This is a genomic window from Dictyoglomus sp. GBS, from assembly GCF_055179815.1.
The window spans coordinates 507,163-530,223 of the sequence record NZ_CM143687.1 but is presented as its reverse complement, the minus strand read 5'-3'; the positions used below and the strand labels follow the sequence as shown (position 1 = coordinate 530,223).

The following is a 23,061-nucleotide window of genomic DNA, read 5'->3' as shown; positions in this document are numbered from 1 at the left end:
ATATGGATATATAAAATACTTTAATTATAAGTTTATAAAAAATTCAATATTTTGTTATAGCAAAAAAAGGAGAGCCCAAAAGGCCCTCCTCTAATAAAACTATACTCTTTTAAATCAAAATATTAGAATTTTAATTCTGCAGAACCCTCCCAAAGTCCGTGAATATTACAATAGGATAAAGCAAAAATCTTTCCATCTTTTTGAGTCTTAAAAACAAATTCTACTATTGGATCTGTGTAAACAGTACTTGTATCTGGACCCTGTGTGGATGCCCCATGAGATGTAAATTCAAATCTTCCAAGCTGATATGGATACTTCTCTCCCTCTGGCAAGAAATATACTTCAATCCAAGCAATAAAATGAGAAGATGTATTGGGATGTGGAATCTCTTTTCCTACAGAAACCCTTACTTTAACCCCTTTTTCTCTATCCTTTTCAAGTATATCTATCACAGGAACATGTTTTTCTCTTGTCCAGTCGGCTTCTTGTAAAAGTTCCTTCAATTTTTCCATAATTTATCCCTCCCAACTTAAAATTATTATATTTTATTTTATATCTTTTTGAGAGGGATTTCAATCTAAAAGAAAAAGGTTTCTTAAATTATATTTGTAATCTCCTTATATCTCTCATACATTTTTTGCCATTTCTCAGTATCCTTTGGATAATAAGTTTTCATATCAGAAGAGGATTCAATAATTTCTCTTGCCTTTTTTATATCTTTTATTGCTCCCTTTGTTATAGCTTGTACTACTATATTCCCTAAAGAAGTTGCTTCAACAGGTCCAGTAATAACTTGTATACCAAGAACATCAGCAGTAAATTGTGAAAGTAATTGGTTTTGTGAGCCTCCTCCCACAATATGTAAAACTTTGATCTTCTTCTTTAAAATTCTCTCAAGATCATCAAAGACCTCTTTATATCTAAAAGCAAGAGATTCCAATATACATCTTGCTATTTCTCCTTTTTTCTCAGGTATACCTTGATGGGTTTTATAGCAATAATCTTGAATTGCTTTTACCATGCTCGGTGGATTTAAAAACGATACATCATCAGGATTTATAAAATATTTAAAGGGTTCTTCCTCTTCAGCCAATTTAGTAATCTCAGAATATGATAGGTCACACCCTTCTTTAGCCCATTCTCTTTTTACTCTCTGTAAAAGCCAAAGTCCCATTATGTTTTTCAAAAATCTATAAGTCTTACCATAACCACCTTCATTAGTAAAATTTGCCTTAAAAGATTCTTCATTTATAATAGGTTCTTTAAGTTCAACCCCCATCAATGACCATGTTCCTGAACTAATATATGCCCAATCTTCACCTTTTCCAGGAACTCCCACTACAGCACATCCTGTATCATGTTCACAAGGGGCAATTACAGAAACATCCTTAACATTTAATTCTTCTTGAATCCCTCTGTATAACTTACCTATCTCTGTACCAGAAGGAACTATAGTGGGCATTATGTACTTAGGAATATTAAATTTATTCAAGATTTCTTCTTCCCAATCATCTTTAAAAGGATTATACATCTGAGAAGTAGTTGCAATAGAGAACTCAGTTATCATCTCTCCCGTCAACATAAAATTAAATAGATCAGGCATAAATAACAGTTTATGAGCAGAATTAAAGAGAGAAGATTTTTCATGCACCATACTATAGAGTTGAAATAAGGTATTAATTTGCATTATTTGTATTCCTGTCAATTTATAAATTTCTTCTTTAGACATTACTCTAAAAGCCTTTTCAAGAATCCCATCTGTCCTATGATCCCTATAGCATACAGGAATCCCTGCTAAATAACCTTCCTTCGTAACCAATCCAAAATCTACACCCCATGTATCTATCCCTATACTTTCTATATCTTTATATTTAGAAAAAGCCTTACTCAAACCCTCTTTAATATCTTGAAACATCTGTGTAACATTCCAGTAAAGTCTCCCAAGAATATCAACAGGCCTATTTACAAACCTATGAATCTCTTCAAGAGTTATTCTATTATCCTTCAAGGTTCCCAACATAATTCTTCCGCTTTCTGCCCCAAGATCAATAGCAATAAACCTTCTCTCTTTCATATTTATCACCTCATACTCTCTCTTTAACAACCTTTTCCATATAACCACTTTCTCGAAAAGTCTTCAATGGATCAAGAGGAACTCCCATTTCTTCTCTTACTTTATAAATTAATGGCATAACATCAGTATCAAAGGCTTTTACCAAGGTATTTTCTGCCATGACAATATCACATTCCTCTTGATATTTTCTTAACAATTTTCTGTTTACAATTAAAGCTTTTGCATAAGTTTTAAATATATTTTCAACACTTTGTATCATCTCTTCTATTTTGTTCTTAAGGTTGTGAGATTCATCTATCATATATGCAATATTCATCTTTAAACCATCTTCTTCCGCAGAAACCAGTTCATTAAATATCAAAAATAATTCATAAGGATTTATAGAGCCAGTAGTAAGATCATCATCTGCATACTTTTTATTGTTAAAATGGAATCCCCCAAGTTTTCCTTCATCTACAAGAATAGCAACAATCTGCTCTATATTTGTCCCGAGAGGATGATGTCCTAAGTCTACAAGTACATAAGCCCTATCTCCAAGCTTTCTTGAAAGAATCATTGCTGTTCCCCAGTCAGGAATATCCGTATGATAAAAAGCAGGTTCAAAAAACTTATACTCTATAAGAAGCCTCATATCGGAATCCAAATAAGAATATACTTCTCTTAAGCTTTCTTCTAATCTATGTTTTCTCTTTCTAAAGTCATCTTGCCCAGGATGATTAGTACCATCAGCAAGCCAAAGGGAAATATCTTTAGATCCAAGTCTTTTAGCTATTTCTATGCATTCTTTAATATGATTTATAGCCTTCTCCCTTACTTTTTTATCAACATGAGTTAAACTTCCTAACTTATACTCATCATCTTGAAATAGATTTGGATTAATTGCACCTGGTTTAACTCCAAGAGATTCAGCATATTTTAATAGTTCATCCCAATCATCATACATATCCCATGGTATATGAAGAGCAACTGTAGGACATATTCCAGTTAATTTATGCACCATAGCAGCATCTTGCAACTTTTCCTTTACATTTCTTGCAGATCCTTTTTGCTTAAATACAGCAAATCGGGTTCCAGAATCAGCATAACCCCAAGAAGGAGTTTCGACCCTAAAATTCTTTAACTTCCTCTCAACCCCCTCTACATCTATACCTTCATCTTCTAACATATTCCTTAAAATCTCATACCTTTTTTCATAATTTATCATAGTATTACCCCCTATATATTTTTATTTTTCTATTTATTTTTTCAAATTTAATTTTCATTTTTTATTGTTTTTATGTTTTATTTTTATCACAAAAAAAAGTTATGGTCAATAATAAATAAAATCAATCTTTGATGTAGATTTGTGTAATATTGCCATCATTTTTCTATTGTTGAGAGTATAAAAACTATGAATTCAGAAAAAACCTTGGTAACCCTCCTCTAAATTGCCGAGAAGGATTACCAAGGTACTTAAGTGGCCTTTTTATGGTAAAGAAATAAGTACTTACTAACTCTTAGTGGGAATAGTGCTCTTTCATCTCTTTATTAAAAGGTAAATTTAAAATTTCATCTATAACTTCCTTTACTTGTTCATATGATCTTGTTCTTGGATCTCTTATCAAAACTTCTTCCAATACTCTTCTATCACCAGTAACAAATGCTTCTATAGCAAATTCCATTCTCATAATTCGAGGTGTTAAATAAAATTTCTTAACTCTATCTGTTAAATCAGGCTTAATCTCTTCAAGATGTATTCCATTATCATCTACTATTACTGGAACTTCCACCACCACATCCTTAGGAATATCAGAGATAATTCCATTATTAAGGATATTTAAAACTAATCTCTGTTTTTCCCCATTTACAATTGCATTAATAAAAGGAATTTGTTGTTCACCACTCAAACTTTCCCTTTTAAGTTCAGGGAAAACATCCAAAAGATTTACTTTATCATCTTTTGATAATTCAATAAGCCTTCTCTTATAAACTCTTAAAGCTTCATAGAATTTAGGCCTTTCTATCTCATTATCTATGCATCCAAATTTACCATACCATTTCTTTTTCGTCTCTAAATCATAATGATATTTCCAACTTCCATTTCTACATGTATCTCCAATGGGCATCATCCCATAAAATCTATACATATCTATAGATGCAGGACTTAATTGGGCATCCCATGGATTTTTAGGTTCCCATTTTGATGAATTTTCCTCTATCCATTTATCAATAAGAGGATATGCATTCTCACCATTGTATAAAAATCTATTTAGCCAAATACCATGATTTACTCCAGCAACTTGCCAATCCACTTTTTTAGGATCCAAATTTAAAGTTTCTATCAAATCAAAAACTCCACCATAACCATGACAAAAACCTATTATTTTTGTATTAGTCTGGCGTAAGACAAGCTGAGTAATTTCAAAAACAGGATTTGCAGTCTGCATCATATAAGCAGAAGGAGCATATTTTTCTATCACCTTTGCTATATCAAGAGAAAGTTTTAATTGATTATAGTTAGTAAAAGTATAATAATCAGAAACCATATTAAACTCTTGACTATCTATACCCCGATAATAACCATGTTTCTCTCCAACCTCTCTCATAATTTCATATTGTACATATCCATCTTCATGCCCCTCAGCCCTTGCAAGAGCAGTATTAATAACAAAGCTTGCTCCTTCTACAGCAAATCTTAAGTCTGTAGTTTTCTCTATCCTAAGATTTGCTCCAAGTACATCATTAATTTTTTTTGCAAGATTGTATACAGCATTCAATCTTTCTTCATCAATATCCATTAATGATACAGAAGAATCATTTAATCCCTTTACTTTACAAAGATCTGAAATAAGAGTTAAGGTATACCTGACACTTCCTGCTCCTACAAAAGCAATCTTAATATTTGCCATTTTTAGACCTCCCAATTTTAATTATTAAGAATTCTATAACTTTGATACAGAGGTAGTAGCAATACCTGTCTCCATATACTTTTGGAAAAATATAAAAATAATAAAAATAGGAATAAGCGACAGAACTGACATAGCAAAAACAGCTCCCCAATTTGTAATAGTTGTAGGATCAGCAAAAGCCTTTAAAGCAAGAGCTACAGGGTACAACTCTGGTTTATTTAAATACAATAAGGGTCCCATAAAATCATCCCATGTCCAATAAAAAGCAAAGATTACACTGGTGATTAAAGCAGGTTTTAATCCTGGCAAGATAATGTACCAAAATATTTGATATTTACTAGCCCCATCAATAGATGCAGCCTCATCATATTCATAGGGAATTCCTCTTATAAACTGCATCATCAAAAAAATAAAAAAAGGACCCCCAAAAAAGGCAGGAACAATTAAGGGTTTAAAGGAATTAACCCAACCAAGTTTATAAAAAAGTATATATCGTGGAACAATAAGAACTTGTCCTGGAAGAAGTAAGGTTAACATTATAGTTGTAAACCAAAAATTTCTTCCCGGAAAAGCGATTCTTGAAAGTCCATAGGCAATCATGGTTGATGATATAACTATACCAATAGTTACTCCAGTGGATAAAATAAAAGAATTTTTAAAAAAAGTAGCAAAGGTTATACCTCCAAATCCTTCCCATCCCTCTATATAATTCTCAATCGTAAATTTTTTAGGAATAAGTGATGTCATATCTGAAAATATCTCCTGATGCGTTTTAAATGACGAACCTATCAACCAAAGTAGTGGATAAATCATTACAAAGGCAAAAATACTAATTAGGATATAATAAATTACATAAAAAGTTAAAGTTTTCTTTATCATAAATTACTTAACCTCCCCTGCCTCATAATATACCCATTTTTTAGAAGTTTTAAACAAAATAAAAGTCACGACTGCTACCACAACTAATAAGAACCAAGCCATTGCAGATGCATATCCCATATCATAATCTCTAAAAGCCTTTTGATATACATAAAGAGCATAAAATAGAGTAGTATCTAAAGGTGCTCCTCCTGTTATAATATAAGCTTGTGTAAAAACCATAAATCCTCCAATTGTTTGCATAACAAGATTAAAAAATATAACAGGACTTAAAAGGGGCAATGTTATTTTAAATATCTGTCTCCAAAATCCTGCCCCATCTATACTTGCAGCCTCATATAGTTCTACAGGTATCTGTTTTAACCCTGCTAAAAATATAAGCATAGGAGATCCAAATTGCCACATTGCAAGTAAAATTAAAGTCCATATTGCAAAACGAGGATCACCAAGCCACATAATCTTTTCTGAATACCCCAAAATATTCTGTAATATATAATTTACAAGTCCATCCATACCAAAAATTTGTTTCCACATTACTGCTACTGCAACACTTCCCCCAACAAGAGAAGGTACATAATATATAGCCCTATATAATCTAATTATCTTATGTTCTGAAAGATTTAATACCAAAGCAACGATAAAAGCAAACAGTAATCTAAAAGGAACAGCAAAGACCACATATTTAAGAGTTGCTCTCAGTGCATTATAAAAACGCCTATCCTCAAAAAACATTCTATACCAATTATCAAAACCTATAAATTTAGGAGTACTTAATACATCATACTTAGTAAAAGATAAAAGAAAAGAAGCCACAAGTGGAAACAAAATAAATGCTAAAAAACCTATAATCCATGGAGAAATAAAAAAATATCCTGCTAAGATATTGGATCTTTTTTTCTTAGATAGCCTCATAATATTATCTACTCCCCTTATAAAGTATAAAAGGGGGAGAATTTTATTATTCTCCCCCTAAAACATTAATTACCTATTCAATATTTTCTCTGCTTCTTTCTTAAGAGTATCATAGGCCTCCTCTAATCCAATCTTCTTGTATCTAATTTGCTCCCATATAGGAGCTATAACATTATTTGATATCTCTGCATGTTTAGGAATATCAGGAGGAGGTGTAGGCGATCCTTCTTTTTCAGCAAGTCTTACAAAAGCAAAAGCCTCTTTCTGAGAAGCCTCAATATATGGTTTTAAGAAAGTTTGTACTCTACTTGAAATAGGAACTCCTCTTTCTGCTTTCATAATCTTATGAGCATCTAAATTGTTAGTAAAGAAATCAATAAACATAGCTGCCTCTTTAGGATATCTTGTCCTGGAATAAATAGAGAAAAACATGGAAGCTTTAAGATAGGTACCAGATTTTGATTTTTTATCAAGCCTTGGGAAAAGAACCATCTTTAAAGGTCTGCCAGCAGCTTTTGATATAGCAATAAGCTGATTACTCCAAGCAAGAGACATGGCAGATTTCTTTTTAACAATAAATTGATCTTCAACTCCAAGACCTGTCCTTGAAACATCCACTGTTACATCTGGAGCAGCACCCGCATTCTCTATATCAAGCATCATTTTCCACCATTTTACAAATGTGTCTTTACTAAAACCTATGGACTTACCATCTTGAGAATATAACCATTCTCCATTCTCAATTAACCAAATTTTGAAGCATTCTATTTGACCTGTAAAGCCTTCAACACCATAAATACAAAGTTTTTTCTTTATTTGTATAACTGTATTTTTAAATTCCTCCCAAGTCCAATCATTTTTTGGAAGAGGAAAACCAGCTTGTTTGAATAATTCAGGATCATAAACAAGACCAAGAGCATTAACACCAAGATTTATACCATAAAGTCTACTATTTACTATTCCAGGCTTTATATAATTAGTATCCACATCTTTTAGATTTATTACATTATCCTTAACAAAATCATCAAGAGGTAAAAGTAATCCTCTATTTACCCATTCAGTAATATATTGATAATCATGTTGTATTACATCAGGTAAGTTTCCAGCTGCAGCCTGTGTATTAAGTTTCGTCCAGTAATCACTCCATGATGTATATTCTGGCGTTATTTTAATATTGGGATATCTTTTTTCAAACAGCTTGATTACTTCAAGAGTCTGATTATGTCTGGTTTGGCTTCCCCACCAAGCAACCCTTAAATTTATAGGCTGTTGAGAATAATTAACTGTCAAAACGATGAGAAGAAGTAACAAAAAAACTAAAACCCCTTTAAACTTCATAAATCTAACCCCCTTTTAATATTATTTAGGAGAGATTTTTTAAATTTACAGATCACCCCCTCATTTTATATTATGCAAAAACATTGCATAAATTAACATTTATATTCTATTTTTATTTTTCATTTCTGTCAAGATTTTTTTCATTATCAATGTCATGATATAATAAATTCATGATTAATCTAGAGAAAAAGATAGCCTTAATTACAGGAGCAAGTAGAGGGATTGGAGAAGAAATTGCAAGAAGGCTTGCAAAGGAAAAGGTTAATCTTGCTCTTATAGCAAGAGATGAAAATAAATTAAAAAAAATAAAAGATGAATTATCAAAAGAAAATATTGATGTATTTATTTTGCCAATAGATTTGACAGAGAATAATGCTCCAAAGTTTGTTATTGATAAAGTAACTAAATATTTTGGGGGATTAGATATATTAATAAATAATGCTGGAACAGCTCTTTCCAAACCTTTATTAGAAACGTCAGAGGAAGAATGGGATAATTTAATGACAATTAATGCAAAGGTTCCTTATTTTTTATGTAAATATGCCATACCTTATTTGAAAAACTCAGAAATTCCAACTATTATAAATATATCTTCAGTAGTAGGCTACAAAGGATATGTAAATCAAAGTGCCTATACTGCATCTAAACATGCACTTCACGGATTCACAAAAGTCCTTGCTCAAGAAGTGCATGAATATGATATAAGGGTACATTTAATATCTCCAGGGGGAGTTGCCACTGATCTTGTTAACAAAGTTAGACCTGATCTTAAAAAATCATTCCTCATACAACCCTATGAAATTGCAGAAATTATTGTATTTCTATTAAGATTTAGAAATAATGCAGTTATTGACGAAATCCAAGTAAGACGAAGAGATAATATTCCTTGGAAATAGTTTAAAATTTATCCTTTAATAATTTTTTTCTATATTTTTCAACTTCTAAATTATCAATTTCATCTATTTGTTCTTTTGTAAAGAAGCGCATCTTTCCAAAAAGTTTTGCTACAAAAATTACTTTAATTGAAGATTCAATAAGTAAAGTTCTATATAACGCCTCTTTTAAATTACTTCCAACTGTAACAAGACCATGATTCTTTACTAAAACCCCATTATGATTTTTTATAATCTCACCTACTGCCTCAGCAAACTCTTTACCTCCAGGGACTACATACTCAATTACTGGAATCTCTCCTCCAAGGAGAGCAACCATATCAGGGGTAAAGGGTTTTAAAGATTCATCTTGAAAAGCATATGCAATAGCATATATAGGATGCGTATGAATCACTGCCTTTACATCTTCCCTTTGCTTATAGCACTCAAGATGCATCCAAATTTCTGAGGAAGGCCTTTTATCACCGTCTACAACATTTCCAGAATCTATTTCTACTCCTATATAGTCCTCTTCTATAGCATCTTCAAAGGAAGATCCACTTGCTTTTATATATATTCTATCTCCAAGCCTTGCACTTATATTTCCTCCAGGCCCGACAACTAAGCTTTCCATAGAAATTCTTTTTCCTATCTCTATAAGTTCTTTTTTAAGTTTTGCCACATCAGAATTCATAATAAATTCCTCCCTTAGGAATATAATTTCGTAGATAATCAGAGGTCTTTTTAAGCTCTTCTAATACCTTTTCCTCAGTTTTTGTGGAAGGTGGAATAACTTCAACTATAAGTACTATTTTATCTACTGGATTTAAATATTTAGATACAGGATTTTCTTTATAATTTTCAAAAGACGACTTTATTGCAGAAAGCACCTTCTCAATTTTGACATGTCCAATAGAATTATATTCTTCTGTAAATGGCCAATGACTACTTGAATCTGGCTTTGTCTGTTGTAAATGAATAATGGGAGAAAAACAAGCAAATCTTCTTAACCATTCTTCGTAGGAAAGATCGTCTCCTGTAAGTCCGTAATGCATACCAGCCTGATGGCCTACATCAATAGTTAAGTAAACAGGAACCCCTTCATTATCTTTATTTACTTCAATAAGAAATTCTTCAGCCTCTTTTAATGTCCATGGTTTTTCACTTGGTATATACATCTGTTCATTAGAAATGCCTAAAAGCCCCTTATCTTTAGCAATCTTAGCAAGTTCCTTAAAAGTATTATAAACGTAATTAATTCTTTCTCTTTTTTTGCTATTATCTTGCAATACTTCTACAGAAATAGCATCCCAATGTCCTCCAAGATATTTTGCCCCCATCTCCCTTACAATATCCATGGCAGATATGATCCATTCTTTCATTTTCTTTCTAACTCTTTCATCACTATGAGACAAACCATGGAACCTATGGGTTGCCATCCCTGTATAGTAGTCCCATATATCTACATCATATTTTTCTGAATACTCCTTTATTTTCTTTGCTGTCTCTATTTGATATTCCTTATCGCCACTAAAGAAGGGATCTAAAACATCACTACAGAAAGAATGGTAATCATACCCAAGTTCTTTTGTAAGCCTTATAAAATTTTCAGGTTCTTCCCACCTTCTTGTTAAAAAGGCTCCATTAACACCAATATCTATATGTACTCTCATTTCTTCACCTCATCTCTACCCCACCACTAACATTAACAGCATCTCCAGTAATATAGGATGCCTCATCACTGGCAAGAAATACTACCACATTTGCCACATCATCATAAGTACATGCTCTTCCAAGGGGAACCTGTTTTAAATACCTTTCTCTTACCTCTTCTTTGCTTATCCCTAATCTCTTTGCATATTGATCATATAGACTTTCTTTCCACAAAGGTGAATCCAGAAGATCTCCAGGACAAACAGCTATCACTCTTACATTATATGGAGCCAAATCTAATGCAATACTCTGAGTAAAACCTATTCCTCCAAATTTAGATGCAGAATAAGCAGAATTTCTAAAACTCCCTTTTTTACCAGATTTTGAATTAATCTGTATTATGACACCTGATCTTTGTCTCACCATAACCTTTGCCGCCTCTCTCGCACAGAGAAAATAGCCTGTCAAATTTACATCAATAACCTTTTTCCAATCCTCAAGAGGAAATTCAGTAATATCATGAGCTATCAATATTCCAGCATTAGCAACCATTATATCAAGTTTTCCAAAAACCTCAACCGTCTTTTCTACCATATTTTTCACATCTTCCTCATTAGTTACATCACATTTTATAGCTAATGCCCTTCTTTTATATTCCTCTTCAATTCTTCTTACCACTTCTTGAGCCTTATCTATTTTTATGTCAGCAACAGTAACATCACAACCTTCCTTAGCAAGCCTATAAGCAAGAGCCTCACCAAGCCCTTGAGCTGCTCCAGTAACAATTGCTACTCTATCTTTTAATCTTTGGCAATCACACATCTATTTTCTCCCCCTTTTTCAATATATAATCTTCTGCTTCTTTACACCACCATCCATTATTCTCTTTAACAATTTGATATAGATCTCTATAAATATCTCTTAATTCGGTAGGACCTTCAATGCTTAATCTTTCAAAATCATCAATATCTGACAAAGGAAACTTTATGTGGGTGTAGATTAATTTCTTTCCTCCAGGAATATTGGGAAAATTTAAAAGCACATCCCTTGCCACATTCAAACCCCCAACATGTGTAATCATAGGAGAAGGATCTATAATGCCTTTCTGAATAAGATCTAAAGCTATCTTCATATCATTAGCATTTCCCCCAGATGTAGCCACAAAATGATGCTTATCATAATGAACCTTATAGAAATTAACACATGCGGTAAAATTATGGTCTGTTGGTCCTGCAAAAAAGTTTAGACATCCATCTCTGTCAAGTAGAGAGTCTGCTTCCTCAACTAATTTAGGACTGGGATATAATACAAAGATATCATCATATTTCACTTCTTTATATGATTGATCTTTTGTAGGATTAATAAATCTAATATCTATGCCCTTTTCTTTAATCTTATCTACAGGAAAAGCTCTAACAGCCCTTTGAAGCTTAGAATCATCAATATCAGTAATAATTAACAATCCAGGATTTTGAGGACCATAAATAAGATAAGCAAGAAAAGCAAGACCCATAGGACCTGCTCCACCTAAAATCGCAGTTTTACCTCCAGGCTTTATACCCATTATATGCTCATATGAATTTTCCTTTGTATGATATTGAGCATTAACAGCACCAACCACACAAGACAGAGGTTCCACTAAGGATGCCTTATAGAAAGCATCTCCTTCATATATTAAAAGACAATCTTGTTCCATCACTTCATTAGGAATAATGACCCTTGTAGCAAGCCCCCCTAAATATTTGTATGAATAACCAGGAGCACTTAATACACCTACAGGACCTTTTTCATATAAAAGGGCAGGTTGAATAGTAAACTTTTGTCCTTCTTTATATTTATCTTTCCATTTTTCTCCAATTTTTAAAATAATACCTGCCATTTCATGTCCCACAATAACAGGGTTTTTATCAATATCCTTTGGTACTCTCGGATGCTCTGACCCCTGCACTATCTCTTTATAAGTAGATGGACAGCTGGTATCTGAAATTATCTCTGCAAGTATTTCATCTTCTTTAATATCGGGAAGCCCAAATTTTTCAAGCCTAAGACCCATCTTTCCATACATTCTTAAAGCTATGGTTTCCATTTTTATTATCCTCCTAAGTTAATAACAGATTAGGATTCTCAAGAAATTCTTTTATCTTTACAAGAAATTTAGCACCATAAGCCCCATCTATTACTCTATGGTCTGCTGAAAGTGTAATATCCATCATTTTCCTAATCATTATCTCACCATTTACAGGAACCACTCTATCTTGAATAGCCCCAAAAGTAACTATAGCAACTTCAGGTGGATTAATTATAGCTAATATGGACTTTATTCCAAAAACTCCTACATTATTTACTGTTATACTTCTATTAGATATATCTTCAACTCTCAGTTTTCTATTTCTTGCCTTCTCTATCAATAAAATCCTTTCTTCATATATCTGAAGAATATTTTTCTTATCAGCATTTTTAATTACAGGCACCACTACACCTTCATCCCCTAAAGCGACCGCAAAACCAACATTTATCTCCTCTAAAAGTTCTATTTCTGTTTCCTTAAAACGAGAATTTATTAAAGGGAAATCCTTTATAGAGGATGCTACAGCCTTGATAATAAAATCATCATAAGATATTTTTACATTATTTTTATTTATAAACTCTTCTCTCACATTCACTAAGTTTGTAGCATCCGTCTCTAACTCAGCATAAAAATGAGGTATATTTTGCTTACTCTTCAAAAGTCTCTCAGCTATAGTCCTTCTTGTAGTACCCAAAAGTATCTTTTTAATCTCATTATCTCCACTCAAAATTTATGCCCCCTTACTCTGGAATTTCCTCATCTAAGGTATCAGTAACATAAGCAAGAACAGTACCTACAGGAACTGTCTCTCCTTCTTTTACTAATATTTTTCTTAAATAACCATCATATTCACTCTCTATCTCCATTATTGCCTTTTCCACCTCTATCTCTAATAATGGTTCTCCTTTCTGTATTTTTTCTCCTTCTTTCTTAAGCCAAGTAGTGACAGTTCCATTTTCCATTACATCACTAACCTTTGGCATAACAATGTTCTTCACCATCCTTATCCTTCCTCCTTTCTAAAATAACTGTTTAATCTCATCTATTATTCTCTTATCATTGGGAAGGTAAGCTTTTTCAAGAACTGGAGAGGCTGGGGGGGGACAATAAGGAGCCCCTATCCTCAATGGTGGTCTCTCCAAATATGAATTTGCTTTTTCAAAAAGTTGAGTAATTATTTCAGCTGATAATGACATAAACTCTACTGCTTGAGTTACAATCGCAAATCTTCTTGTCCTTTTTACCGAATCTATTATAGTATCCATATCCAAAGGATAGAGACTTCTTAAATCTATAACCTCCAATTCAATTCCTTCCTTTTCTAACTCTTCTGATGCCTTTAAAACCGCATATAACATGGCTGACCATGAAACTACCGTTACACTTTTATCATAATCTTTAGCTCTCCTTTTAATATCTGCCTTCCCTAATGGAATTATGTAATCCTCTTTTGGTACTTTTCTTTTCGAAAGAGATAGAAGTAATGGATCTTGAAGAAGATTTTGATGCTCTATATAAATCACAGGATTTTTATCCCTTATAGCTGATATTAAAAGCCCCTTTGCATCATAAGCATCTGATGGAGCAACAATTTTCAATCCTGGAAAATGGGTTAATATGGACTCAATACTTTGAGAGTGTTGTCCAGCATATCCTTTACCACCACCAATAGTAGTTATTATAGTAAGAGGTATTTCTGCTTGACCACCAGTCATATAACGCATCTTAGCAGCTTGGTTTGCCACTTGATCTAAAGCAATTAAAATAAAATCAATATACATGATCTCAACAATAGGTCTCAATCCTCTCATAGCAGCACCAATTCCTGTTCCTACTATTGCAGCTTCTGATATAGCAGTGTTAAATATCCTATCTCTCCCAAATATTTCCAATAAACCTTTTGTTTCTCCAAAAGAACCACCATAATCCGCAATATCCTCTCCCCACATGAGTATCCTTGCATCTCTCTTCATTTCTTGATACAAGGCTTCAATTATAGCCTCTTTATAATTTATCTCTATCTCTGGATCCCTATCTTTAAAGGCTGGTTCTTTTAACACAGTAACGTTTCTAAACTTTTCAGGTACATAATCGTCAATAGGAGCATCATTAAATACATATAGAGTCATTTGTTTAGGATCAGGATTGGGAGATTCTATTACCTTTCCTGCTATTTCTTCATTCTTTTTGCGAGCCTCTCTCTTGAGATTTTCTACTTCTTCTTCTGTAAGTACCTCAGCCCTTATCAATTCCTTTGCAAAATTTTCTATAGGATCATATTTTTTCCATTCTTGAAGCTCATCATATGTACGATATGTACCATCTTCTGGTTTTTCCAATGTATCACTTAAAGAATGTCCCACAAATCTATATCCCCAAAACTCAAGCAAAATAGGTCCATCACCATTTCTTGCCTTTTCCACTGCTCTTTTTACCGCATCTCTTACAGCAAGCACATTCATAGCATTTACAACTTCAGCATGCATTCCCTTTTTGTTATAAGCAAATCCTCTTTCTGCAATATAATCTATTCCCGTGACCTCTCCCTTTTGTTGACCTGATTCTCCATATTGGTTATTCATAACCATAAATATGACTGGTACACCAAACTTTTTCTTCATCAATCCATTAGTGAATTGAGCCATACAAGACATATTCAATGCCTCATGAGCTATACCCGTATTCATAGCCCCATCTCCAATAAAACATAGGGTTACTTTTCCATCCTCCATATATCTTGACGCCATAGCAGATCCTACTGCAATTCCCATACTACCTCCAACTATGGCATTCGCCCCTAAATGACCTACACTGAAGTCCGCAATATGCATGGATCCTCCTCTTCCCTTACATGCCCCCCATTCCTTTCCAAATAGTTCTCCTATAGCCTTAAAGAGTTCTATATCAAGAGCGTATTGATATAAAATATTTTTATTTTTGTTCTTCCAGTCATAACCTAAAAAATTGGCAATCTCTTTGTTACTTTCTATAAAAGAAAAAAGCTCCTCTTCTGACATATCTTTTAATCCAAAGTAACTTTTAGCTATTGCATCCCCATGTCCTCTATGAGTACTTGTTATATAATCATCCTTCTTAATAACTGATATTCCACCTGTAGGTACTGCTTCCTGTCCTATAGATAGATGAGTGGCTCCTATATATAAATAGCGTATATTCCCATACTTCCCTTTATTTGCCCTTAATTCATATATCATCTCTTCAAAATTTCTAATCATAAGCATACATTTAAAAAGATCAATACTTTCTTCCCTTGTTATTGTTCCCTCTTTTAATTCATCCTTAAGGGATTTATTATATTGAAACTTTGGGACTTTCCCACCAACCTCAATATATCCTGGTTCAAATTCTGGGAATACTTTTATCTCTTTTGGCAACTTTAGCACCTCCTTTTTATTTTTCTTTTATTTATTTTCATTCTTCATTTTCATTTCTTTTTCTTTTATATTAACATTACCCCCTTAAATGTCAAGCATAAAAACATTAAAGAAATATTAATTAATCGATATTCCAAGGAATAGCAGTCATATAGGCAAGATTGGGTTGTCTTGTGTCTAATCTTGAATGTTGCACTACAATTTTTACATTACTCTCCACTTTAATTGCAAAAGGTACATCTCTTTCTAGCTTCACCCCAAGAATTTCTTCTGATCTATCCAATCTTACATGCCATGTTCTCTTTGCAGGCACAACTATCTCCTTTGACTCTATTGGATCTCTATCTTCAAAATAGAAGGTGAATTTAACAGTAGCAGGTTTATCATTTACATTTAAAATACATGTAGACTCATGACTTGGTAAATTAACATCACCCACACCCGGTAAATATGCATCTGGTATAAGCCAAATCTTAGCACCAAGTTCTCTCTCCATTTATTAAACACCCCTTTTTCAAGATTTTACAAGTTTTCTTCTTTGCTCTATAAAGTTAGAAATTAAAATCGTTGATACTAATAATAATCCAAGTATAATAGTTATCACTTGGCTTGGTATATTTAAAAGATTAAGACTATAAGTGAGATATCCAAGTAAGAATAGAGAAAGTACAACCCCAATCATATTTCCAGATCCACCCAATATGCTTACTCCCCCTAAAACCACCGTTGCTATAACTTCAAGTTCTAAACCACTACCTATGTCAGGCCTTATACTGCTTAATCTTGATGTTAAAAATATAGTTCCTAAACCTGACATAAAACCTATAAGAGTGAATAATATTATTTTTATTTTTTCTACTGGTATACCTGAAAATTTACATGCTTGCTCATTGTTCCCTGTAGCATATATGTATCTTCCCAAAGTGGTTTTATGTAATATAAAGCCAAAAATAAAAGCAAAAATAATATATACTACTAATGAAAAGGGGATGGGAGTGTTTCCTATGTACCCTTGTCCTAAGTACATAAAACTTTCAGATTCAATTCCTACTGCTGTGTCTTGTAATAAAATATAAGCTATTCCTCTATAGAGAGCATAAGTACCAAGAGTTATTGCTATAGCAGGTAACCTAAATCTAACAATTAGATAACCATTTAAAAATCCTCCTAAAGTAGCTATTAGTAGCCCTATTAAAACACAAATCCAAATATTAGTACCTGCTCTATGAAGGACACCCATAAAAGCAGATGTCATTCCCATATTTGATGCTACTGAGATATCTATATTTCCACTAATAATAATATACGCCATAGCAAGGGAGATTAATCCTTTCTCCATAAAATTAGTGGTGTTATCAAGTAGGTTTACTATATCTAAAAAATAAGGAGACAAAATACTGCTTATTACAAATACTAATATAATCAATATAAGTAAGATTATTTCCCAAGTAATTTTAATTTTTAACTTCATGATCTCCTCCTATACCTTTTTTGAGTTCTTTCTGCTATCAAGGAATCTATTACTATTGCAGTCAAAAACATAAGTCCTTGTAGAGCAAGCTTATAGAAGGGAGAAATTCTCATAATATTTAATCCATTTACTATCATGGTCAACAATAATACCCCTAAAACAACCCCTCCTATTTTTCCTGATCCTCCAGTAGTTTTTGCTCCACCTATAACTACAGCCGAAATAGCAGATAATTCAAACCCTACAGCAGCACTACTTTCGGCAGAGGCAAATCTTGATGTATATAAAACACCACTTAGACCTGATAAAATTCCTGATATTAGATAGACTAAAAAAAGCACTTTTGTTTTATCTATACCAATATAGACCGCAGATTGGGGATTATTACCTACTGCATATATACTTCTTCCTATAGATTTGTAGTTAAGTATATAGTAAAAAAGAAGAAAAACTATAAAAGCATAAATAATCAATATAGGAATACCAAAAACTTCCACCCTTGTTAAGAGCTTATAACCTTCAGGCATTTCATGAGCATTAACCCACTTTCCCTGACTTATAATATAAACAAGTCCTCTAAAAATATACATGGTAGAGAGAGTGGCTATAATCGGGATTACCCTACCTTTTGCTACAAATAAACCGTTTATAGCCCCACATATACCCCCAATAATAATACCTAAAATTGGTGCTAAAATAACCGGAAGATTAGGCAAATCTCTATATAGCATAGAGACAATCATACCTGTCAAGGCAAGATTAGAGCCAACAGAAAGATCTATTCCCCCAGTCAAAATTACCATCATTTCTCCTATAGCCACAATGTTCAATATAGATGCATCAAGAAGAATATAACGAATATTCTCCCAGGTCACAAAATATGGATTTCTTATGGCTATAATTAGACCAAAAAAGAAAAGAGGAAATATTATGCCTATCTCTCTCAACCTTGATATATTACTATCTTTCTTTATTCCACTCATAGTATCTAACTCTGTCATAAACAGCCTCCTTTTATCGTTAACTCTTTACCAGATGTCCTCTTCCCAGAGCTAATGACAAAATCTTTTCTTGAGTTGCTTCCTTTCTTGAAAGACTTCCCACTAATCTTCCCTCATGCATCACCAAAATCCTATCACTCATACCTATTACCTCAGGCATTTCTGAAGAAATAAGTATTATTCCATAACCTTCTTTAACCAATTTATTGATTAGGTTATAAATAGCTACTTTAGCTCCCACATCTACACCTCTTGTAGGTTCATCCAAAATAAGAATCCTTGGATTTGTAGCAAGCCACTTAGCAAGGACAACCTTTTGTTGATTTCCTCCAGATAAATTCATAACTTTTTGTCTGAATCCAGTAGCTCTAATATCTAACAATTCATAGTATCTTTTTGTAAGAGTTTCTTCTTCTTGTTTATTAATAACTCCTTTATTGGCTAAACTTTGTAAAATAGGAAGAGTAACATTACATACAATATCCATAGGTAAAAGTAGTCCATGCTGATGCCTGTCTTCAGGAACATAGACTATTCCATGAGTTATAGCATCTTTAGGACTACTTATTTCTACCTCTTTTTCTCTTATATATATCCTACCTCTGTCTTTTTTTCTTATTCCAAATAAAGTTTGAGCAACCTCTGTTCTTCCAGAACCTACGAGTCCTGCTATTCCTAAAACCTCTCCTTCATAAAGTTCAAAGGAAATATCATAAAATTCCCCATGTTTTGTTAATCCTTCTACCTTAAGCAGAATATTACCCTTTTTAGCTTCTACCTTAGGATACATATCCTCTAATTTTCTTCCTACCATCATTTGAATCAACTCATCCATATTTGTATCTTTTACATCTCTTGTTCCTATATACTGTCCATCTCTTAGTACTGTTACTCTATCAGCTATTTCAAAAACCTCTTCCAACCTATGAGAAATAAATATAATAGAAGTGCCCTTATGCTTAAGATTTCTTATAATATTAAAAAGTCTTTGGGTTTCTTCTAAGGTCAAGGAAGAAGTAGGTTCATCCATAATTAAAATCTTAGGATTTATGGATAAAACTCTTGCAATTTCTACCAATTGCCTTTCAGCTATACTGAGATTTTTTACAGGAACCTTAGGATTCAATTCTATCCCTAAGAAGTTTAATAAATTCTCAGCTTCTTTATATAGGTTCTTCCAATCAATATTTTTAAAAAATGGACTATATTTATAATGGCCTATAAATATATTCTCAGCCACACTCAATTCCGGAAATAAGGCAAGCTCCTGGAAAACAGCAGCAATACCATATTTTTGAGCATCCATAGAATTTTTCAGATGGATTTTCTTTCCTTCTAAAATAATCTCTCCACTATCAGGTTGCAATACACCACTTATAATTTTAATCAAAGTAGACTTTCCAGCCCCATTTTCTCCCAATAAAGCATGAATTTCTCCTCTTTTTAAATTAAAATCAACATTTTGTAAAACTGGTTTTGTTCCTGTATAAGTTTTATATATTCCAAAAACCTCTAATACATAATCGCTCATATGCTTTATTAACCCCTTCTTTCAATAAAAATATAAGAAGGGGAGAGATTCTCCCCCTCCTTTTTAATTAGTATACTTTTGACCAATAATCTATATTAGATGCATCAAATACAAATGGAGGTCCAAGAATTATCATTCTTCCACCATTGCCTTCATCAACTATTTTTCTTTCTCCAAGCCTACCCAAATTAACTTTCTCTCCTACATTACCCTTTATCTCTTTTGTTAACAAACGATAAGTAGCATATATTGTTGCATAACCTAAATCTATAGGATTCCATAAAGCAAAAGCTTTACATGTTCCCCTCTTCACATATTCAGCCATTTCACTTGGTAAACCAAGACCTGTCAACTGCACTTTTCCAGAGAGTCCTGCATCTTCAATAGCACGAGCAGCAGCTGCAATACCCACTGTCGTTGGTGCAATTATTCCCTTTAAGTTTGGATAAGATTTAAATAATCCCATTGCTTCATTATAACTTTTCTCTCTAATATCATCTCCATACACTATGGCCACAAGCTTCATCTTACTATATTCTGGTTTTTTGAGTTCTTCTTTCATCCATTCTATCCACGTATTTTGATTAGCCATGGTAGAGGCAGCACTTAGTACAGCAATTTCGCCCTCATAATTTATCATCTTAGCTAAAAGTTGAACTTGAATTCTTCCTATTTGCTCCATATCTGCCTGATTTACAAAAAGCTTTCTTCCTTGAGGTTTCACAGCAGAATCAAAAGTCACAATTGGAATACCTCTGAGTTGAGCCTTTCTACATACTGGAACTAAAGCATCGGGATCATTGGCAGAAACACAAATTGCACTAACTTTTTGAGCAATCATTGAGTTAATAATATCAATTTGCCCTTGAACGCTTGACGCAGCTGGAGATTGATATAAAACAGTAATTCCTAATTCTTTTGCAGCCTCTTGAGCTCCTTTATTTACTGCTTCAAAAAATGGGTTACCAGCAGTTTTACATACTAACCCAATAACAAATTTTTTTTGAGAAAATCCTTGTGTACCTAAGGTAAGAAGAACAATTAATAAAACGGTCAAAAACTTTTTCATAAATAATCCCCCCTAATTAAAAGATTTTTATATATCCGCTTGAAATCTTAGATACTTAACTACTCACCTCCCCTCTTTAGCATAAATTTTCATCTTCTTTTATCTTTTTCTTTCATTTATTTTTATTTTTTATTTTACATATAATATGTATTTTTGTCAAAAAATTGAAAGACATCAAAAAACAGTAAGAATCTTAACAATAAGAATATATTTTTCATAGAAAAGGAAAAAAACATTTAGATTAGTTTATCTATTTTATCTATAAAGTTTTTATATTCATTGACAAAATAAGTTAAAAATGATATTAAATAAACAGTATAATTAAAAATAATTCAAAATATATAAAAAAACATATTGTGGAGGGAAAAATGGAGATTAAAGTTAAATACCCTAATCAAGAGAATTTCAAAAAATTTGGAACCTTAATAGTTCCTCCTTTTAATAATCCTCCTGCAGCAAAATCAGAAGTCTTTAACTATTATCACAACATCGCTGACATTTCATCTCTCGGAAGTGAGGGATGTTTAGGATATTTAGAAATCAGAAGAGATTTCAATAGAGATTTTATCTTAGAAAAAATAGAAAGACATAAGCAAACCTTGGAAGCCTTTATTCCTATATCGGGAGTTGGAATAATTTGCCTTGCTCCTGCAACTCATGGGAAAAATATACCTGATTTAAATTCCATAGAAGCTTTCTGGATAGACAGCACAGTATCTTTTGTCCTTAATGAGGGAGTATGGCACTGGTTACCTTATCCTATTACTCCTGAGCTAAGATTTATATTGGTATTAAAAAAGCCAACAGTAGAAAAAGATATTGAAATTGTAGATTTGCCTAATAAAATAAAAATAAATCTCTAAAAAAAGATAGTAATAAAGAAGGGGAAGGCTTTTTTGCCTTCCCCTTCTTTATTTACCTTTTTCTATCTCTTACTCGTATAGACACTCTCTTATCTTAGGATCATCAATATTTGTCTTATCATACCAATAGAAACCACTGTCTATGAATTTTGGTAACTTTTCACCCTTAATCGCTTTTACAGCAGCCTCAACAGCCATATAACCCATTCCAACTGGATTTTGGGTTATAGCACCTTTCATTAAACCAGATTTAATTGCTTCAATCTGCAGTTTTCCAGAGTCATATCCTATCACTACTATCTTTCCTACCTTATTCATCTCTCTAACTGCATTAATTACTCCAATAGCAGACCCTTCATTCGCTCCAAAAATACCCTTCAATCTTGGATGAGCTTGTATAATAGCTTTTGTTAGATCTGTAGATTTAAGATGATCACCACCACCATATTGAATATCAACTATTTTTATTAATGGATACTTTTGTTTAATCCTATTTACAAATCCATCTCTTCTATCAATTCCAGTTCTACTTGTTTGGTCATGTACTACTAAAGCAACTTCACCAATCCTTCCTATAAATTCTGCCATCTTATCAGCAGCATGACCCGCAGCCTTTATATTATCTGTTGCAACTGTTGTTACAGGAATATCACTATCTACTCCAGAGTCAAATCCAATTACAGGAATACCCATTTGACGTGCTTTCTCAAGATATGGTATAACTGCTTTGCTATCAAGAGCTGCAATACAAAGAGCTGCAGGTTTCTTAGCAAGAGCTGCTTGAAGCATTTCAATCTGTTTATCTACCATTGCTTCAGATTCTGGACCTTCAAAGGTTATAGTTACGCCTAAATCCTTTGCTGCTTTTTCAGCACCACTTTTTACTGCTTGCCAGAACTGATGCTGGAACCCTTTGGAGACCATAGCAATGTATGGTCTTTGGGCGGACGTAATGGAAAGACCAATAAGGAAAATGAACATTAAGGATACAATTAGGAAGCGCTTCATTTTTTAAACCTCCCCCGTTAAAGGATTTTTTATAATATT

The 23,061-nt window shown here is 32.8% G+C and carries 22 protein-coding genes; 2 read left to right on the top strand and 20 right to left on the bottom strand.

Features of this window, described 5'->3' with window-relative positions; genetic code table 11:
- Positions 1 to 122: 122 nt before the first annotated feature.
- The 7 genes from ACY3IT_RS02420 to ACY3IT_RS02390 form a co-directional block, all read right to left on the bottom strand.
- Positions 123 to 512 (bottom strand): class II SORL domain-containing protein, encoded by a 390-nt coding sequence (locus ACY3IT_RS02420; RefSeq protein WP_463083204.1) that lies wholly within the window; start codon positions 510 to 512, stop codon positions 123 to 125.
- 83 nt (positions 513 to 595) lie between these two features.
- Positions 596 to 2,074: a rhamnulokinase gene (rhaB, locus tag ACY3IT_RS02415; RefSeq protein WP_463083203.1), complete on the bottom strand. Its 1,479-nt coding sequence runs from the start codon at positions 2,072 to 2,074 to the stop codon at positions 596 to 598.
- Between the two features lie 10 nt (positions 2,075 to 2,084).
- Positions 2,085 to 3,278 (bottom strand): L-rhamnose isomerase, encoded by a 1,194-nt coding sequence (rhaI, locus tag ACY3IT_RS02410; RefSeq protein ID WP_463083202.1) that lies wholly within the window; start codon positions 3,276 to 3,278, stop codon positions 2,085 to 2,087.
- Positions 3,279 to 3,570: 292 nt separating this feature from the next.
- A complete protein-coding gene (gene aglA, locus ACY3IT_RS02405) occupies positions 3,571 to 4,962 on the bottom strand; it encodes an alpha-glucosidase AglA (RefSeq protein ID WP_463083201.1) in 1,392 nt (463 codons plus the stop codon).
- A gap of 33 nt (positions 4,963 to 4,995) precedes the next feature.
- Entirely contained in the window at positions 4,996 to 5,841 is an 846-nt protein-coding gene (locus ACY3IT_RS02400; protein ID WP_463083200.1) for a carbohydrate ABC transporter permease, read from the bottom strand.
- 3 nt (positions 5,842 to 5,844) lie between these two features.
- Positions 5,845 to 6,753 (bottom strand): carbohydrate ABC transporter permease, encoded by a 909-nt coding sequence (locus ACY3IT_RS02395; RefSeq protein WP_463083199.1) that lies wholly within the window; start codon positions 6,751 to 6,753, stop codon positions 5,845 to 5,847.
- A gap of 69 nt (positions 6,754 to 6,822) precedes the next feature.
- Positions 6,823 to 8,091: an ABC transporter substrate-binding protein gene (locus ACY3IT_RS02390; protein WP_463083198.1), complete on the bottom strand. Its 1,269-nt coding sequence runs from the start codon at positions 8,089 to 8,091 to the stop codon at positions 6,823 to 6,825.
- A gap of 170 nt (positions 8,092 to 8,261) precedes the next feature.
- Between ACY3IT_RS02390 and ACY3IT_RS02385 the strand changes: the two genes are divergently transcribed.
- Positions 8,262 to 8,987 carry an SDR family oxidoreductase gene (locus tag ACY3IT_RS02385; RefSeq protein ID WP_463083197.1) on the top strand — a complete coding sequence of 242 codons (726 nt, stop codon included), beginning with the start codon at positions 8,262 to 8,264 and terminating at the stop codon, positions 8,985 to 8,987.
- 1 nt (position 8,988) lies between these two features.
- Here ACY3IT_RS02385 and ACY3IT_RS02380 read toward each other — a convergent pair whose 3' ends face one another.
- The 12 genes from ACY3IT_RS02380 to rhaS form a co-directional block, all read right to left on the bottom strand.
- Positions 8,989 to 9,657 (bottom strand): class II aldolase/adducin family protein, encoded by a 669-nt coding sequence (locus tag ACY3IT_RS02380; protein WP_463083196.1) that lies wholly within the window; start codon positions 9,655 to 9,657, stop codon positions 8,989 to 8,991.
- Positions 9,647 to 10,636: a sugar phosphate isomerase/epimerase family protein gene (locus ACY3IT_RS02375; protein WP_463083195.1), complete on the bottom strand. Its 990-nt coding sequence runs from the start codon at positions 10,634 to 10,636 to the stop codon at positions 9,647 to 9,649. The genes ACY3IT_RS02380 and ACY3IT_RS02375 overlap by 11 nt, the downstream gene beginning before the upstream one ends.
- Before the next feature lie 4 nt (positions 10,637 to 10,640).
- On the bottom strand, positions 10,641 to 11,438 hold the full coding sequence (srlD, locus tag ACY3IT_RS02370) for a sorbitol-6-phosphate dehydrogenase (protein ID WP_463083194.1): 798 nt from the start codon (positions 11,436 to 11,438) through the stop codon (positions 10,641 to 10,643).
- Positions 11,431 to 12,702: a zinc-binding dehydrogenase gene (locus ACY3IT_RS02365; RefSeq protein ID WP_463083193.1), complete on the bottom strand. Its 1,272-nt coding sequence runs from the start codon at positions 12,700 to 12,702 to the stop codon at positions 11,431 to 11,433. The genes srlD and ACY3IT_RS02365 overlap by 8 nt, the downstream gene beginning before the upstream one ends.
- Positions 12,703 to 12,715: 13 nt before the next feature.
- Complete coding sequence (locus ACY3IT_RS02360; protein WP_463083192.1) at positions 12,716 to 13,411, bottom strand: dihydrolipoamide acetyltransferase family protein; 696 nt, start codon at positions 13,409 to 13,411, stop codon at positions 12,716 to 12,718.
- A gap of 13 nt (positions 13,412 to 13,424) precedes the next feature.
- Positions 13,425 to 13,685 (bottom strand): biotin/lipoyl-containing protein, encoded by a 261-nt coding sequence (locus tag ACY3IT_RS02355; protein ID WP_463083191.1) that lies wholly within the window; start codon positions 13,683 to 13,685, stop codon positions 13,425 to 13,427.
- Between the two features lie 18 nt (positions 13,686 to 13,703).
- Positions 13,704 to 16,088, bottom strand: coding sequence for an alpha-ketoacid dehydrogenase subunit alpha/beta (locus tag ACY3IT_RS02350; RefSeq protein ID WP_463083190.1), 2,385 nt, complete (start codon positions 16,086 to 16,088; stop codon positions 13,704 to 13,706).
- Between the two features lie 112 nt (positions 16,089 to 16,200).
- A complete protein-coding gene (locus tag ACY3IT_RS02345; protein WP_463083189.1) occupies positions 16,201 to 16,575 on the bottom strand; it encodes a sensory rhodopsin transducer in 375 nt (124 codons plus the stop codon).
- Between the two features lie 18 nt (positions 16,576 to 16,593).
- A complete protein-coding gene (locus ACY3IT_RS02340) occupies positions 16,594 to 17,550 on the bottom strand; it encodes an ABC transporter permease (RefSeq protein WP_463083188.1) in 957 nt (318 codons plus the stop codon).
- Entirely contained in the window at positions 17,547 to 18,551 is a 1,005-nt protein-coding gene (locus ACY3IT_RS02335; RefSeq protein ID WP_463083187.1) for an ABC transporter permease, read from the bottom strand. The genes ACY3IT_RS02340 and ACY3IT_RS02335 overlap by 4 nt, the downstream gene beginning before the upstream one ends.
- 19 nt (positions 18,552 to 18,570) lie before the next feature.
- Positions 18,571 to 20,082 carry a sugar ABC transporter ATP-binding protein gene (locus tag ACY3IT_RS02330; protein ID WP_463083186.1) on the bottom strand — a complete coding sequence of 504 codons (1,512 nt, stop codon included), beginning with the start codon at positions 20,080 to 20,082 and terminating at the stop codon, positions 18,571 to 18,573.
- A 67-nt stretch (positions 20,083 to 20,149) separates the two neighbouring features.
- Positions 20,150 to 21,151, bottom strand: coding sequence for a rhamnose ABC transporter substrate-binding protein (gene rhaS / locus ACY3IT_RS02325; protein WP_463083185.1), 1,002 nt, complete (start codon positions 21,149 to 21,151; stop codon positions 20,150 to 20,152).
- Positions 21,152 to 21,519: 368 nt separating this feature from the next.
- Here rhaS and ACY3IT_RS02320 point away from each other — a divergent pair, with 368 nt between their 5' ends.
- Positions 21,520 to 22,014, top strand: a complete 495-nt coding sequence (locus ACY3IT_RS02320) for an ureidoglycolate lyase (RefSeq protein ID WP_463083184.1) — start codon at positions 21,520 to 21,522, stop codon at positions 22,012 to 22,014.
- A gap of 69 nt (positions 22,015 to 22,083) precedes the next feature.
- On the opposite strand, the gene ACY3IT_RS02315 is transcribed toward ACY3IT_RS02320, so the two are convergent.
- On the bottom strand, positions 22,084 to 23,022 hold the full coding sequence (locus ACY3IT_RS02315) for a substrate-binding domain-containing protein (protein WP_463083183.1): 939 nt from the start codon (positions 23,020 to 23,022) through the stop codon (positions 22,084 to 22,086).
- Between the last annotated feature and the right edge of the window lie 39 nt (positions 23,023 to 23,061).

What these genes read in the sequence shown, in the direction of transcription:
- ACY3IT_RS02420 (WP_463083204.1), bottom strand. Translation starts at nt 512, where the DNA reads ATGGAAAAATTGAAGGAACTTTTACAAGAAGCCGACTGGACAAGAGAA.
- rhaB (WP_463083203.1), bottom strand. Translation starts at nt 2,074, where the DNA reads ATGAAAGAGAGAAGGTTTATTGCTATTGATCTTGGGGCAGAAAGCGGA.
- rhaI (WP_463083202.1), bottom strand. Translation starts at nt 3,278, where the DNA reads ATGATAAATTATGAAAAAAGGTATGAGATTTTAAGGAATATGTTAGAA.
- aglA (WP_463083201.1), bottom strand. Translation starts at nt 4,962, where the DNA reads ATGGCAAATATTAAGATTGCTTTTGTAGGAGCAGGAAGTGTCAGGTAT.
- ACY3IT_RS02400 (WP_463083200.1), bottom strand. Translation starts at nt 5,841, where the DNA reads ATGATAAAGAAAACTTTAACTTTTTATGTAATTTATTATATCCTAATT.
- ACY3IT_RS02395 (WP_463083199.1), bottom strand. Translation starts at nt 6,753, where the DNA reads ATGAGGCTATCTAAGAAAAAAAGATCCAATATCTTAGCAGGATATTTT.
- ACY3IT_RS02390 (WP_463083198.1), bottom strand. Translation starts at nt 8,091, where the DNA reads ATGAAGTTTAAAGGGGTTTTAGTTTTTTTGTTACTTCTTCTCATCGTT.
- ACY3IT_RS02385 (WP_463083197.1), top strand. Translation starts at nt 8,262, where the DNA reads ATGATTAATCTAGAGAAAAAGATAGCCTTAATTACAGGAGCAAGTAGA.
- ACY3IT_RS02380 (WP_463083196.1), bottom strand. Translation starts at nt 9,657, where the DNA reads ATGAATTCTGATGTGGCAAAACTTAAAAAAGAACTTATAGAGATAGGA.
- ACY3IT_RS02375 (WP_463083195.1), bottom strand. Translation starts at nt 10,636, where the DNA reads ATGAGAGTACATATAGATATTGGTGTTAATGGAGCCTTTTTAACAAGA.
- srlD (WP_463083194.1), bottom strand. Translation starts at nt 11,438, where the DNA reads ATGTGTGATTGCCAAAGATTAAAAGATAGAGTAGCAATTGTTACTGGA.
- ACY3IT_RS02365 (WP_463083193.1), bottom strand. Translation starts at nt 12,702, where the DNA reads ATGGAAACCATAGCTTTAAGAATGTATGGAAAGATGGGTCTTAGGCTT.
- ACY3IT_RS02355 (WP_463083191.1), bottom strand. Translation starts at nt 13,685, where the DNA reads ATGGTGAAGAACATTGTTATGCCAAAGGTTAGTGATGTAATGGAAAAT.
- ACY3IT_RS02345 (WP_463083189.1), bottom strand. Translation starts at nt 16,575, where the DNA reads ATGGAGAGAGAACTTGGTGCTAAGATTTGGCTTATACCAGATGCATAT.
- ACY3IT_RS02340 (WP_463083188.1), bottom strand. Translation starts at nt 17,550, where the DNA reads ATGAAGTTAAAAATTAAAATTACTTGGGAAATAATCTTACTTATATTG.
- ACY3IT_RS02335 (WP_463083187.1), bottom strand. Translation starts at nt 18,551, where the DNA reads ATGACAGAGTTAGATACTATGAGTGGAATAAAGAAAGATAGTAATATA.
- ACY3IT_RS02330 (WP_463083186.1), bottom strand. Translation starts at nt 20,082, where the DNA reads ATGAGCGATTATGTATTAGAGGTTTTTGGAATATATAAAACTTATACA.
- rhaS (WP_463083185.1), bottom strand. Translation starts at nt 21,151, where the DNA reads ATGAAAAAGTTTTTGACCGTTTTATTAATTGTTCTTCTTACCTTAGGT.
- ACY3IT_RS02320 (WP_463083184.1), top strand. Translation starts at nt 21,520, where the DNA reads ATGGAGATTAAAGTTAAATACCCTAATCAAGAGAATTTCAAAAAATTT.
- ACY3IT_RS02315 (WP_463083183.1), bottom strand. Translation starts at nt 23,022, where the DNA reads ATGAAGCGCTTCCTAATTGTATCCTTAATGTTCATTTTCCTTATTGGT.